Origin of the sequence: Gracilimonas sp. (assembly GCF_035704785.1) — a bacterium.
Lineage (GTDB): Bacteria > Bacteroidota > Rhodothermia > Balneolales > Balneolaceae > Gracilimonas.
Map to the genome: position 1 here is coordinate 1 of NZ_DASSWP010000064.1, position 14,267 is coordinate 14,267.

Consider the following 14,267-nt stretch of genomic DNA (forward strand, 5'->3'; position numbering starts at 1 on the left):
CCGGTTAGATAGTCAGATTTTTTCTGTTTTGTTTGAATTCTGCTGCTATATAATATGTAAGGTTTCTATATCTAGCTCTATCGGGAGTGTAGATTTGGTATTATAGATTCACAGATATAGATTACTAATATATGGCAAAGCATGAATTTGATATGATCGTAATTGGCGGTGGGGCAGCAGGACTGACCGCTTCGGGTATAGCCGCAAACTTTGGGGCAAAAACCATGATGGTGGAAGCAGATCGACTGGGTGGCGATTGCACATGGACAGGTTGTATCCCTTCCAAAACGCTACTGAAAGCCGGGAAAGTCGCCCGAAAAATTAAAGAGGCCGGTAAGTATGGTTTAATAGATGGCGAACCGGAGATAGATTTCAAGAAGGTAATGAATCATGTAGATCAGGTTCGAAAGGAAGTATATGAAGATGCAGACCGGCCTGAAATTTTCGAGGAAATGGGGATTGAAGTGGTCTTTGGAAAAGCTTCATTTAAGGATCCGTATACTATTAGTATAGACCATAAAGATGGAAGCAGGAGAGAGGTAAGTTCAAAGAAATTTATAATAGCTACCGGCGCCAGAGCTTTTGTTCCGCCTATTCCCGGTTTGGATGGCGTTGATTATCTCACCAACGAAAGCCTGTTTGAAATTGAAGAAATCCCCCAAGAATTGATAATTATCGGAGGCGGCCCCATTGGCACCGAAATGTCGCAGGCTTTTGTGAATTTAGGATCAAAGGTCACGGTTGTTGATATGGCGCCGCAGATCTTATCAAATGACGATCCTGAGTTAGTGAAGATCTTGCGTGGAGAGTTGGAAAAGCAGGGAGTTCAGTATGTATTAAATGCCTCCATTAAAAAAGTAGAAGGCCAGAAAAGTCTGATTCAGGTTCACGCAGAGATAAACGGAAACAAAAAAGTAATTGAAGGAGATGCTTTATTGATGGCCACCGGTCGCCGGGCAAATACTTCTTCATTGAATCTTGAGGCTGCCGGAGTGAATACAAAAGAGGGAAATATAACCGTGAATGAATCCTGTCGCACCAATCAAAAACATATTTATGCAGCCGGAGATGTTACAGGCAGATATCAGTTCACCCACATGAGTGATCATATGGCCAAGATCGCAGCCACCAAAGCTTTGCTAAAGTTCATTCCAATGAAGATCGAAAAAGATCTGGTCCCTTGGGTTACATTCACGGATCCTGAATTGGCTCATGTTGGTAAAACAGAAAAACAATTGAAGGAAGAAGGGGTAAAATTTGAGGTATATCGATTTCCCTATTCAAAAATTGACCGGGCTATTTCAGAAGGAGAAGACGTAGGTTTGGTGAAGATCTTTGCAAAAAAATTATCGGGTAAGATCCTGGGCGCTAGCGTGGTTGGGGCCCATGCCGGAGAGTTTATTTCAGAATATGCCGTTGCCATGAAAAACGGAGTTTCCATGCGGGGCATCGCCGATACCATTCATCCGTACCCAAGCTGGGGATTGGGGGCACGCCGTGCAGCAGACCAATGGTACATCAAAAATCAAAGTGCATGGTCGGTGAAGCTGATCAAAGCCATTTTCGGTTATCGTGGAGAGGTGCCGGATTACAGCGATAAGGATAGGGTTGTGTAGATTTTTCCGCTGAACCGTTTACCCCTGTGGTAGAAACACGATGCATTGTGTTTCTACCACAGGGGATTGGTTTATATAAAAAAGGAAAAAGCAGAGCTCTTTCCTTTTAAATAAACTTTATGCAAATAGCTTTTATTGGTCTGGTTGCTCTCCCTGGCTTTGTTGCTGCATTTGTTGCATGTTCTGCATCATCATTTGCTGAACGCGTTGCTGAAGTGCCTGATCTTGCTGCAATGCCATGTTGATCTCCATATAGCGATCCATTTCCATGCCTTCCGCTTCTATAGCTGCAGTCATTTCGGCTTCTACTTCCTGCTGAATTTCTTCTACTTTTTTCGATGCAGACTCGAATTTTTCGATATCTTCAGCACTCACATCGAGCTGGTCATCAGATTGTTCATTAAAGCGTGACTCTGCAATAATATTGTAGGTTTGTACATCAAGTTCTTCTTCCTCAACAACTACAAGCATCTCTTGTTGAGAGTCAGACTGAATTTGTTGTGCTATCATTGTTACTTCGGTGAATTTCTCTAACTCATCGTCAGAAACTTCAATATCGGGTGCAGATTGATCAGGTTGAAATTGTTGTGTTTGTTGATCACCGGAATTTTGTTCAGGTTCCTGAGTTTCTTGATCTGATCCGCAAGCCAGCATTGAAAGCGCAATCGTTAGCGATAAAATATATTTAAGCATTTGATTAGGTTCGATTTTAATTACGTTTATATAAATAACCTAACGCCACCGCTCTACTTCTGTTCCCTTTAAGAATGGATTTTAAATGATTTAACTTTTGGAGGGAAAATATAAAACAAATTCTACTTTGGCGGTCCGGCCTGAATTTCTTCCAGCTTACTCATCGCACGATCTTTCAAATTATTAAATTGATCTTCTGGAATATGTCCTGCCGTGAACTGGTGATACAACCAAACGATATAGGTTGCCATCACATCTTCATAGCAATAGTGCTCGATCAGATCCAGCTTGCTGCGTTTGTACATTGCGTACACTTCATTTCCTTCTCCGGTTTGTTTGAAGGGAATTCCGATCAACTGTCCGAGATGTTTAAGCTTGGGCCATGAGCTGGCTCCATAATTACTGAATTCATCCACAAGATCGATGTTGTGTTTGCTGTATCGGTAGCGGATATCATAATCATTCATGCGAACCGGCATCTGCAATCCGTGCTTCATGGCACGATAGGTGAGTACGGGAATATCAAAACCTTTACCGTTGTGGTGAATTAAGCCGAAGTCTTTATAGGTGCCAATGGCGTCAAAGATCTTGATCAGGCCTTCCTTTTCGTCCTCTCCGCTCCAGGCGATCTTTTGCTTGGGTCCTCCGGTATTCTCGATCCAAAGCCCTACCCATGAAACCATACGGTGATACATGGGAGGGAGAAAGCCTGAAGCATTACGAGCGAGCTCTTCACTTGCTTTTTCGAGCAGTAATTCTTCATCCGATTCCCGGTCATTCAAAACCCGGCGAATGAAATCAATATCCGGAATGGTCTCTAAATCAAAAATGAAAAACATCTTATTAGGTGCAAGGTTTTAGGTTCAAGGTGCAAGGTTTTAGGCTCAAAACTACTTGAACCTTCTGCCTTTCTTCTTGCACCTGTTTAAAGTTCCCCGACAATGGACTTTTGGAACAATGCCTCAATATCGGTTTTGGAATCGTAATGTGCCAATAAAAACATGAGTTTGGTAAGGGCTGCTTCCAGCGTCATATCATTTCCGCCAATTGCCCCATGCTTCAGGGCAGCCCGGCCGGCTGTGTATTGGGTGAGGTCAACTGAATCAAAATCGGCCTGGGAAACGATGGCTACGATCACATTATTTTTGCGGCATTTATCTAAAAAAAGAAGCAAGCTGTTTTTTCCTTTGATGCAGAAATTTCCGCTCCCAAATGCCCGGAGGATCACGGCCCGGATCTTTTCCAGATTCAACCCATCTAATAATTCAGGATTTAAATTGGGGTGAGCGGTAAGCACAAAAACCTCATCTGAGTATTTAGCTTTATTCTCAAACTTTCCTGAGCTGAATTGTTCGGAAACCCGGGTTTCGATCTGAATTCCTATATCTGCCAAAGGAGAAAAATTAGGAGAGCCGAAGGCATCAAAATCACCAATGCTGAGTTTGGTAGCACGATTTCCGCGATAGAGCGCATCGTTAAAACAAATCCCTACTTCCTTGAAATCCATGGTAGCCAGCTCAATCGCATTCACTAAATTACGGCGGGCATCACTGCGGATGGTGCTCATGGGCAGCTGACTTCCGGTAAAGATCACGGGTTTACTCAGGTTCTTCAAACCAAAACTTAGAGCAGAAGCGGAATAGGCCATGGTATCTGTTCCATGCAAGATCACAAATCCGTCATAAGTATCATAATTTTGTTCAATGCAATCGGCAAGTTGAGTCCAGTGAGTGGCATTCAGATCGGAACTGTCTTCAAAGAAAAGGGGAAAAGTAGCGATCTCAGCGATATCACTCAGTTCGGGAATTTCTTTATAGAGCACCTTTGACCATGACTCCGGATCAAGTTCAACACCGGCTCCCTTGGCGTTCATGGCAATAGTTCCACCGGTTTGGATCAGTAGTATTTTTTTCATGTTGATTTATTCGTGCTTCCGATTATTTTAAATCTTCACATTCTGTTCAAAGAGAATGGGTACTGTTCATTGAATTTATGACTCGAGCTTGGTTATTTGTTATTGAGAAATGATTATTTGGAAGATTTATTATCTCCAATAAACAATTAAACAGTAACTAACTAAAGCGTTCAGAAGTTAAAATCTGTTTTCATTAAAACACACCGTAAATCTGCCACTAAAACACGAAAGCACAAAAAGAATAATAATTTAGTGTTTTGGAGTTTTCGTGGCGTAAAGAAAAGTGCAAAAAGGAGTCTCCTATGAAAGTTTATGATCCTACCCGTATCCGAAACGTTGTGCTGTTGGGCCATTCCGGCTCCGGAAAAACAACGTTGGCCGAAACGATGCTTTTCGAAGCCGGAGCCATTAACCGACGTGGTTCGGTAGAAGAGAAAAATACGGTTTCAGATTACTATCCTTTAGAAAAAGAAAAGCAAAAATCCATTCGTTCAGCATTTTTGAACCTGGATTGGCGCGGACATAAGATCAATTTGATCGATACTCCCGGTACTTCGGATTATATTGGGGAGGTTGCCGGAGCCGTACGGATCGCCGATACGGCTATTTTTGTACTTAATAGCGAGCGGGGAGTGGAAACGGCGACTAATTCTTTATGGAAATATGTACAGGAATATTCGGTCCCTTCCATGTTTGTGGTGAACAAGCTGGATAGTGAACAGTCTGATTTTTGGAAAACGGTAGATGAAGCCCGTGAATCATTTGGACGGGAAGTAACGGTGGTACAGTTTCCTTATAGTGAGGGAAGAGATTTCCATGCGATCATTGATGTGCTTCGAATGACCATGTACGAATTTCCCGAAAAAGGGGGGAAGCCGGATAAACTTCCGATCCCGGATTCACTTAAACCACAAGCTGAGAAACTACATCAGGAATTAGTGGAAGCCATTGCTGAGAATGATGAAACCCTGATGGATATTTATTTTGAACAGGGTGAACTGGATGAAGAACAGATGGAAAAAGGGCTTCATATTTCGCTGGTAAATGGGCAAATCTTCCCACTTTTTTGCTCAACGGCATCCAAGAATATGGGAACCGGTCGCGTTATGGGATTTCTTGATGATGTCGCACCCAATCCACTTCAGGGAAATGCCCCTAAAACAGAAGAGGGTGAAAAACTTGAATTGGATCCTGATGGAAAACCGGTCATGTTCTTATTTAAGACTCATTCTGAATCGCATGTGGGAGACCTGATTTATTTTAAAGTGTATGGCGGAAGTATTCGTCCGGGTATGGATCTGGTAAACAGCTCGAATTCTTCATCGGTGAGATTAGGAAGTTTATTTCTGACCGAGGGGCACAAGAGAATAGAGATCAATGAGATTCGAACCGGAGATATTGGAGCCGTTGTAAAACTTAAAGATGGGGAAGTGAATGATACTTTGCACGAGAAAGGTCATGATGTAAAGCTTCAGGGAATTGAGTTTCCGCCGACCACCATCCGCACTGCGGTGAAGCTGAAGAAAGAGGGAGAAGAAGACAAACTTGGCCATGCCTTGCATCAAATTCACAGGGAAGATCCATCGGTTGTAATTGAACATAGCCAGGAGTTGCGGCAGGTTATTATTCACGGACAGGGAGAGGAGCACCTGGCGGTGATCGAAGATCAGCTAAAGAATCGCTTTAAACTGGATGTTGAATTTGTAACTCCAAAAATTCCATACCGTGAAACCATCACTAAAGGAGTCCGAACAACTTATAAACACAAAAAACAGTCGGGCGGAGCTGGGCAGTTTGCAGAAGTACACTTACTGATCGAACCTTATACTGAGGGGATGTCCACTCCGGATGATCTGAAAGTTCGTGATGTGCAGGAGCATGATCTGCCATGGGGCGGAAAGCTGGTGTTCCAAAATTGCATAGTAGGCGGAGTGATCGACAATCGTTTCATGCCGGCCATTCTAAAAGGAGTGATGGATAAAATGGAGAACGGCCCGATGAGCGGATGCCGTGCTCGGGATATTCGGGTCTCGGTTTATGATGGGTCCATGCACTCGGTAGACTCAAATGAGGCCGCCTTCAAAACAGCTGCTTTGATGGCGTTTCGGGATGGATTCATGAAAGCAAACCCTCAGCTGATGGAGCCGGTCTATGAAATAGAAGTAAATGTGCCTGCTGATTACATGGGGGATGTGATGAGTGATCTGAGTACCAGACGCGGCCAAATTCAGGGTATGGATGGCGAAGGTTCTATTCAAAAGATAAAAGCACATGTACCGCTTGAAGAACTCGACCACTATTCAACCCGTCTGAAATCCATGACACAGGGCAGTGCTACTTATTCAAGGCAGTTTTCGCATTATGCCCAGGTTCCACATGATATTCAGGAAAGGGTAGTGAAGGAAAACATTGAACATTGAGAATGGAACAGTAGTGTTCTTAATAGGTACAGGATTGTATCAGTTTTCAAAAAAGATATCCGGATAGATTATCTCACCGGAAACGTTGGCCAGTGAATTGGGTGCTAATTCTATTGCCATACAGTTTTTGGGAGGAGCCTCAAATGGGAAACTGATCCCAAATGTGTGGGCCGGTTTATATCCAAATTTTGGGTAATAGCCTTCATGGCCGAGTATAACTACGGAAGTAAATCCCATGGTTTTGGCTTGATGATGAGCTGCTTCGATCAACTTTCCTCCAACCCCTCTGTTCTGAAATTCCGGCAATACGCTAACCGGTGCTAAAGCCAGTGAGTCAAATGCCTCATCTCCATTTTTGATCTGAACTTTGGTGAGCAGGATGTGTCCGACAATTCTCTCATTGTGTTCAGCAATCATGGAAAGCTTTGGGAGGAAAGCATTGGAATTTCGAAGGTTCTTAACAAGTCGATGCTCATTTCCGTCACGGTGTTCCGCTAAAGCAAAAGCCTGCTGAATGAGGCTTTCAACGGCTTCATAGTCAGCAGGCTTTTCTTTTCGTATGATTAACGAAAGCTTTTCAGGCATATATCACTATTGAGCCAGTTCAACCTCTTTAGATGAGCTAAAAGGATTCCAGTTAATGGCTTTTGCTTTATCAAGTAGGGCATCTGCACTAACGTAAACTACCGGAATAAATACCAAAGTAACCAAAGTTGAGGCCGTTAATCCGCCAATAACCACGCGGGCCAGTGAAGCCTGAATTTCAGCACCTGCGCCCAATCCAAAGGAGAGAGGAAGCAATCCAAGTACAGTTGTTAATGTTGTGATAAGGATCGGTCGTAATCTTAGCCGTCCTGCTTCAACCACAGCTTCAAACACAGGCATATTTTTCTCACGTCTCATCAGGTTGATATAATCTACCAGTACAATAGCATTGTTCACCACAATACCGATGAGCATGATCATTCCCATAAAACTTTGGATGTTCAGGGTGGTTCCGGTCAATAATAGCGCAGGAATAACCCCGATCATGGCCAGGGGTACAGAGAACATTACAACCAAAGGATCAAGGAATCGCTCAAATTGCCCGGCCATTACCATGTAGATCAGGATGAGTGCCATTATGATGGACATGGAAAAATCGGCGGCGGCTTTTTGCTGTTCTTCCCATTCACCTCCATAAACAATGGAGAATCCGGAGGGTAGGGGGAAATCAGAAAGTTCGTCTTGAATGGCCTCTACTGCTTCACCTAAGGCCACTCCACCCTCAAGATTTGCAGTTATAGTGGTTACACGCTGGCCATTGATACGATTGATGTCTTCCGGTCCACGGCCACTTTCCTTTTTAATTACGGATGAAATTGGTAGAACTCCGCCATCCGGGGTTCGGATGGAAATGTTGTCTATATCAAGAGTTCCAAGTCGGTCTTCGGGACGAAGACGAACGGTGATAGGATATTCGTCTCCGCCAATGCGGTAAGAACCGGCACGGCTTCCACCGATATTCGTTTGAATAACCTGTGCTACATCACGAACGGAAAGTCCGAGATCCGCGAGCTTAGCACGGTCAAATAGAATGCGTTCTTCCGGAGTTCCTTCACTTCTTCCGGAACGCACTTCCACAATTCCCGGAATTTTCTCAACCTGCAGTTTTAACTGTTGGGCAAGTTCATAGGCTTTTTCAATATCATAACCACGGAGTTGAAACTGAACATCTTCACCTCCGCCACTGCCAAATACTCGTCTGAGTATCCATAAGCCTGATTGGGCATCAACACGGATATCCGCTCCGGGAATTTTACCGGAAAGGTTTTCTCTTAGTTCAGCTGCTATTTCTGAGGTGCCTTGACTTCGTTCTGATTGCGGGACCATCGCAATCTCAACTTCAGCGCGGCCATCTCTTACTTCTGTGGTTAAGTTTTTCACATTTTCCATGGGCAAAGTTGCACGGACAATTTCCTCAAGTTCCTTCAGATATAAATTTTGTACTGCGATGTTAGTACCATCTGCCATTTGAAGATTTATATCAATTTCATCGGCATCGGTTTGCGGGGCAAGCTCTACGGGTATGATTGGAATCAACAAAAAGCTGCCTACAACCAGTATTCCCGTAACAGTAAATACTGCCGGTTTGTGATGCAGGATCTTTTCAAGTAACTGGGAATATTTGATCTCCATTCTTTGAAAAAATATCTGGAATCGACTTTTCTTATTCTCAGTGCCCTTTTTGATGGTAAGAAAACGGCTGGAAAGCATGGGCACGAGAGTCAGGGCAACCAACAGAGAACATATGAGTGCAAATACTACCACAAGGGCCAATTCCTGAAACAGCAGTCCTGAGATAGTTTGCATGAATACTACCGGCAAGAAGATCACACAAGTGGTCAGAGTGGAAGCGACAATCGCACCTGCAACCTGTTTTGTGCCAATGAGGGCACTTGTTTTCAGTTCTTCGCCTTCCTCTTCACGGAGGCGGATAATATTTTCGAGCACTACCACTCCATTATCTACGATCAAACCGACACCTAGCGCAAGCCCGCCAAAGCTCATTTGATTCAGGGTCAGATCATTGAAGTAGAGCAGTGCAAAGGTCGCAATAATTGAAATAGGTATAGCTAAAGCAATGATAAAGGTAGAAGAACCATTCCTGAAAAAGACGTAGAGCACTAAAACCGCAAGCAGGGCTCCCCACATGGCTGAACTCTGTACATTATCAATGGAACTTTGAATAAATGTACTTTGGTCTGTTGTGATAAAAAGATTCAGATCGTCACGCTGGCTATTGATCTGTTCTACTTCTTCCCGGATTTGTTGAGCTACAGCAACGGTGTTGGCTCCGGTTTGTTTACGGATACCAAATCGCACCATAGGCTTGCCGTCTATACTTACAACTCGATCTAAATCCTGATAACCGAATGTAACATTAGCTACATCTTTCACCCGAATGGGTTTTGAATCGATAGTGGTAATAACCGTATTGGCGATCTGATCAATGGATTCATACTCTCCCAGAGTACGTACATAGAGTCGTTGAATTCCGGAATTAACGTTTCCTCCTGGTAAGTTTGCATTTTCACTTGCAATAGCCTGTTGTACATCGGCGGTGGTTAAACCACTTGCAATAAGGCGGTCTCGTTTAATATCTACTTTAACCTCTCGGTCAATACCACCCCAAATGTCGATAGAACCAACGCCATTGATCTGTTCAAACCTTTTGGTGATCTCACGATCAAGTAATACCGTCAGTTCAGCCAGATTCATATCTGAGTTTGCGCCTATAATAACAATAGGGAAATTATTAGGATCGAACTTCCAAATTCGTGGGGCATCAGCTTCAGGTGGAATAGATCCCCTCACCCGATCCAATGCTGCTCGAACATCGTTGGATGCCACATCAATATCTACACTCTGGGCGAATTCGAGGGTAACACGACTTCCGCCTTGTTCCGAGCTGGAGCGAACACGTTCAACTCCCGGAACACCGGCAAGTGCATTCTCAATAGGCTCGGTAATGATAGCTTCAATTTCCTCAGGGCCGACATTGGCATAGTCGGTAGCTACGGTAAGCTGTGGATACTCAATGGGGGGGAGTAGGTCAACAGGTAAAAACCGGAATCCGATAATGCCCAAGGTGATGATGATCAGGAAGACCATCGATGTAGCAATAGGGCGTTTAATTGAAGTTTCTGTAAGGGGCATGATCGTAAATTTATAGATTTACATTAGATAATTCAGTATCACGCTCTTGCATGATCTCATTCAATAGGTCTTCTCGCTGAAGATTTTGAAGCCGAAAAATACGATCCCAGCTCATCGCACGAACTCTTGCTTCGGTTCGGCCCTCAGATAAAAGATCCTGGCCAACTGTTACCACCCACTGACCGCTTTCAACACCTGAAACTCCAAGTTCCATTCTTCCTTCGGCCAATACATTAATAGTTCTGAATTCAACTGGAGTAGGTTCTGTCATTGCGCCCGGGCCATTGGAATTATTAGATGTGTCACTGACGGGTTCAATTTCTGAACCAAGTGAAGTTGCTATAAATACTCCTTCCTCCCCTGAGGTAGGATCTGTATAAAGGGCACTCACGGGAATAAGAGTTGCTTGTTCACTTTCACCAAATAAAATATCTACAGGAACAAACATTCCGGGCGTTAACAGCCCGTTTTCATTATTCACATCGATCTCGGCTTCCGTACTCCGGGTTACCTCATTTAAAAAGGGGGAGATTCGAGAAAGTTCTGCTGTTAAAACCTGTTCTTTTCCATTTCGATCATCTACTAAAATACGAGCCGTTTGACCTATTTGAATTTGATTCAGCATATTTTCTGTTAGTACGATCTCAACCGTAAGCTTAGAAAGGTCACCGATCATAAAAAGCTGAGTATCAGTAGAAGCCTGCATTCCAATTTCTGCATTTCGTTGGCCAACGGTACCCGAGATCGGTGCCCTTACCACCGCTTTATTTAATTCATTTCTGCGTTCATCTACCAAATATTCAGCTTGATTGAGGCGGGCTTCAGCCAGTTCAACATCTGCCTCGGCAGAAAGTAATTGTCCTTCTATTTGGTCTACTTGAACCTGACTGGTTAAGTCTTTTTCCTCAAGTTGTTTGATACGCTTATATTCGTTTTGGATCTGAGTGAGACCTGCTTTGGCTTGCTTTAGCTGGGCGCTGGCAATTTTATATCCTGCCTCTGCTTGTTGAAGCTGTTTTTCAAGTACACTTGTATTCATCTGAACAAGCTTATCGCCTTTCTCTACATAATCTCCGTCTTGAACAAATATCTGTTCTACAACACCGGAAATTTCAGGATATAAAGCGACTTGATTTTGAGACCTGACGTTTCCGCTAAATCTTTCAACTAGAGGAAGTGAGCCATAACGAGCTTGTACCGCTTCAACAGCAGGAGTAACGAGATTCTCTTGTTGTTGTTCAGGATTAGTATCATTCTGTGTGCAAGCCCCCAAGCTGAAAACTAATGTGGCTAGCAGTGCTAATTTTATAACGGACAAAAGATTTTTCATTTCTTTATTTTAAAGTTTGACTCTAATAACCCAAATTGTTTGTAAACCTCTCCCTTTAAATTGTTAAATACTATTAAAATGGATTACAAGTTGAAAAGAACCTTAACAGGATATTATCTCATAAATTTATTCTGAACGAAGGATGTATTTCTTGGGATAACCGCTCTTTATTCATCTTTTCCTCATACAACCGCTCCACGTCTTTTAGCGTATCCACATCATCGGGGGAAAGATCCCAGCGAATGGCCTTGAAGCGCGGGAACCGAAGCGTGTAATTTGCTTTGGTTCGTTTATTGATCTGAATATCATCGAATTCCAGCTCGATCACGATCTCGGGCAGTAGTCCTAATGTTGGCCCGTACTTTTCAACTGTGATCTCCTTGATCTTCGTATTCAATTTTTTGAGTTCTTCATCTGTATATCCGCCATAAGCTTTTCCTATCGGGATGAATTCCTCTTCGTAGCGTTCATCATCTCTGACCGATACTCCCAGGGTGAAATCAGAATAAGTGCCGCCTCGTTTTCCGCTTCCGGCATGGGCGTACATCATAATGGAATCGATGGAGCCGCCCGGTTTTTTCACTTTCAGCCACGATTTCCTGCGCTGCCCATATTCATACACCGAATCTTTCTTCTTCAGCATCAATCCTTCATTACCATGAGCAAGGGCTCGTTCAAACAGCTCGTCGATATGATCTCTGCTTTTGATCTCAAACTGGGTGGTCACGGGGATTTCATGTGATTCAGAAACTTTCGATAAAAGACCCCGGCGCTCAGTCAGACTTTGTTCAAACACCGATTTTCCATCAAAATAAAGGACATCATAAGCGATCAGAGTGGTGGGATGTTTTTCGACTATCTTTTTGGAAGGTTTTTTCAATCCCATTCGTTTTTGCAGATACTGAAAAGGCATGATCGTTTGATCTTTGAATACACAGATTTCCCCGTCTAAAACTAATTCCGGCAATTCCTTTTGAGAAAATGCTGAGATTATCTCCGGAAAGGAGTGTGTGATATCATTCAGATCCCGCGAAAAGATCTTCACTTTATTCCCTGAAACATGAATCTGACACCGCATCCCATCAAACTTCTCTTCCGCTACGTATTCACTGTAATCGTCCACGGCCCGACTTTCAATAGGCGAGGCCAACATAAAAGAAAGTGGATGGAAGAGCTCAAAACTGGCTTCATCCAACCGATCCTGTTTGGTTAAAACGGCTGTTTTTCCGATGCTTCCGGTGATCATGTGTACATAGCGGACATCTTTGACCTTTTGCCCAAAAGTTTTTGCAATAGCCGAAATAATGCTTTTGGTTTCAAATCCAATGCGGAGCGAGCCTCGTCCCATGATCCTCAAAAAATACTTGACCTCAAGCGGAGTTAACTGCGACCAAGCTTCTTTTAGGATGTCCTGTTTATCTTTTCGGGAAGAAACCTCATACAGCCGGTCAAAGATCGCTTCAACATCCTGAAGGGAAAGTTCTGCAGCGGTCCATTTATCCCGAGCCTCGGGAATATTGGCGAACAACTTCTCAATGGTTTCAGAAGCACTTCCCACAGCTGTTTTGCTTGGTTTGAAGACCTGCTCATAATCGACCTCGCAGATCTCGGCAGCCAGTGTAGAGTAGGTCCGGCTGCCCACCGAAGCCCGCTTCCCGGATATGTCGGAAAAGGCACCCTCTCCCAGGAACTGAGCAGCTAATTCTAAGTTTTTATCATCTTCTAAAATTCTAAAGTAATCCGCACAGATCCTGATCTTGGCATTGCTACTGCGAGTCTCAGAAATGGCTTGTGCTACTTTAGATAGTTGCAGGAATGTATGTTCCGCTGGTTTACTCATAGTTGACGTTATTCGTTAATTGTTATTGGTTATTCGTGTTCTCGATCTACGATTAACGAATAACCAATAACGAATTCATCCTTCCTCATCTCTTCTCATATTAAAGTTTTCATATATGATTCCCCGCTCATCCAAATAATGCTGCACCACCTTTGGGTTTGGGGTATGGGTGACATATACCTTTTCGGGTTGAAGCCGCTCGCAAAGATCGATCAGCTCGAAAAAATCCAGATGATCGGAAATGGGAATGAGTTTATCTACGGTGAGCTGACTTCGCCGTGATTCCATGGCTGCCCATCCGGAGCAGTAGGCAATGCGCTTTTTCTTCACATTGGAAGCAAAGCCGTTGTTGATGGCCGAGCTCGGGCAGATCAGGATCTTACCTTCGCAAGTATCCCGATTGTAGGCCTCATAATTTCCGAGAGAGAATCCGTGTTCCTCATACACCTCACAAAGTTTATATCCCGCACCGTGAATTTGAATGGGATGCCCCAGGTCTTTTAGCAGATACATGATCTCCTGTGCTTTCCCGAGATTGTACGCTAAAAAGACCGGGGTATATTTATTCTCCAATGCTTCTTTAGCAAAGCCGATGATCTCAGCCTTCAGTTCCCCATACGGTTTCCATTTATACACGGGCAGACTGAAGGTCGCTTCCGTTATAAAAGTGTCAATGGGTTTATCGGGAAGTTCAAAGCCCTCGGTGGCAGGCGAGGGCGGTGTACGGTAATCGCCGGTGTAAAGGAGGTTTCCG

At 43.7% G+C, this 14,267-nt stretch carries 9 protein-coding genes and 1 pseudogene; 2 read left to right on the top strand and 8 right to left on the bottom strand.

Translation table 11 applies throughout. The features are described from left to right. Positions 1–131 precede the first annotated feature (131 nt). Positions 132–1,616: a dihydrolipoyl dehydrogenase family protein gene (locus VFM80_RS03440; protein WP_395069580.1), complete on the top strand. Its 1,485-nt coding sequence runs from the start codon at positions 132–134 to the stop codon at positions 1,614–1,616. A gap of 132 nt (positions 1,617–1,748) precedes the next feature. Here the strand turns inward: VFM80_RS03440 and VFM80_RS03445 are convergent, their stop codons facing one another. The 3 genes from VFM80_RS03445 to VFM80_RS03455 form a co-directional block, all read right to left on the bottom strand. After that, entirely contained in the window at positions 1,749–2,309 is a 561-nt protein-coding gene (locus tag VFM80_RS03445) for a DUF4168 domain-containing protein (RefSeq protein ID WP_395069582.1), read from the bottom strand. A 122-nt stretch (positions 2,310–2,431) separates the two neighbouring features. Further along, complete coding sequence (locus VFM80_RS03450) at positions 2,432–3,148, bottom strand: ribonuclease H-like domain-containing protein (protein WP_395069584.1); 717 nt, start codon at positions 3,146–3,148, stop codon at positions 2,432–2,434. A gap of 86 nt (positions 3,149–3,234) precedes the next feature. Continuing rightward, positions 3,235–4,224, bottom strand: coding sequence for an asparaginase (locus tag VFM80_RS03455; protein WP_395069585.1), 990 nt, complete (start codon positions 4,222–4,224; stop codon positions 3,235–3,237). A 302-nt stretch (positions 4,225–4,526) separates the two neighbouring features. On the opposite strand from VFM80_RS03455, the gene VFM80_RS03460 reads away from it, so the two are divergent. Continuing rightward, entirely contained in the window at positions 4,527–6,644 is a 2,118-nt protein-coding gene (locus VFM80_RS03460) for an elongation factor G (protein ID WP_395069587.1), read from the top strand. A gap of 39 nt (positions 6,645–6,683) precedes the next feature. On the opposite strand, the gene VFM80_RS03465 is transcribed toward VFM80_RS03460, so the two are convergent. The 5 genes and pseudogenes from VFM80_RS03465 to VFM80_RS03485 form a co-directional block, all read right to left on the bottom strand. Further along, positions 6,684–7,229: a GNAT family N-acetyltransferase gene (locus VFM80_RS03465; RefSeq protein ID WP_395069589.1), complete on the bottom strand. Its 546-nt coding sequence runs from the start codon at positions 7,227–7,229 to the stop codon at positions 6,684–6,686. 6 nt (positions 7,230–7,235) lie between these two features. Continuing rightward, a complete protein-coding gene (locus VFM80_RS03470) occupies positions 7,236–10,343 on the bottom strand; it encodes an efflux RND transporter permease subunit (protein ID WP_395069591.1) in 3,108 nt (1,035 codons plus the stop codon). A gap of 10 nt (positions 10,344–10,353) precedes the next feature. Next, entirely contained in the window at positions 10,354–11,673 is a 1,320-nt protein-coding gene (locus VFM80_RS03475) for an efflux RND transporter periplasmic adaptor subunit (RefSeq protein WP_395069593.1), read from the bottom strand. Positions 11,674–11,791: 118 nt separating this feature from the next. Further along, positions 11,792–13,513 (bottom strand): ATP-dependent DNA ligase, encoded by a 1,722-nt coding sequence (locus tag VFM80_RS03480; protein WP_395069595.1) that lies wholly within the window; start codon positions 13,511–13,513, stop codon positions 11,792–11,794. 75 nt (positions 13,514–13,588) lie between these two features. Further along, a pseudogene (locus VFM80_RS03485) lies at positions 13,589–14,267 on the bottom strand (hypothetical protein); the annotation flags it as partial.

Bases quoted from the DNA above. Each gene is read 5' to 3' on its own strand.
- VFM80_RS03440 (WP_395069580.1), top strand. From the start codon at position 132: ATGGCAAAGCATGAATTTGATATGATCGTAATTGGCGGTGGGGCAGCA.
- VFM80_RS03445 (WP_395069582.1), bottom strand. From the start codon at position 2,309: ATGCTTAAATATATTTTATCGCTAACGATTGCGCTTTCAATGCTGGCT.
- VFM80_RS03450 (WP_395069584.1), bottom strand. From the start codon at position 3,148: ATGTTTTTCATTTTTGATTTAGAGACCATTCCGGATATTGATTTCATT.
- VFM80_RS03455 (WP_395069585.1), bottom strand. From the start codon at position 4,224: ATGAAAAAAATACTACTGATCCAAACCGGTGGAACTATTGCCATGAAC.
- VFM80_RS03460 (WP_395069587.1), top strand. From the start codon at position 4,527: ATGAAAGTTTATGATCCTACCCGTATCCGAAACGTTGTGCTGTTGGGC.
- VFM80_RS03465 (WP_395069589.1), bottom strand. From the start codon at position 7,229: ATGCCTGAAAAGCTTTCGTTAATCATACGAAAAGAAAAGCCTGCTGAC.
- VFM80_RS03470 (WP_395069591.1), bottom strand. From the start codon at position 10,343: ATGCCCCTTACAGAAACTTCAATTAAACGCCCTATTGCTACATCGATG.
- VFM80_RS03475 (WP_395069593.1), bottom strand. From the start codon at position 11,673: ATGAAAAATCTTTTGTCCGTTATAAAATTAGCACTGCTAGCCACATTA.
- VFM80_RS03480 (WP_395069595.1), bottom strand. From the start codon at position 13,513: ATGAGTAAACCAGCGGAACATACATTCCTGCAACTATCTAAAGTAGCA.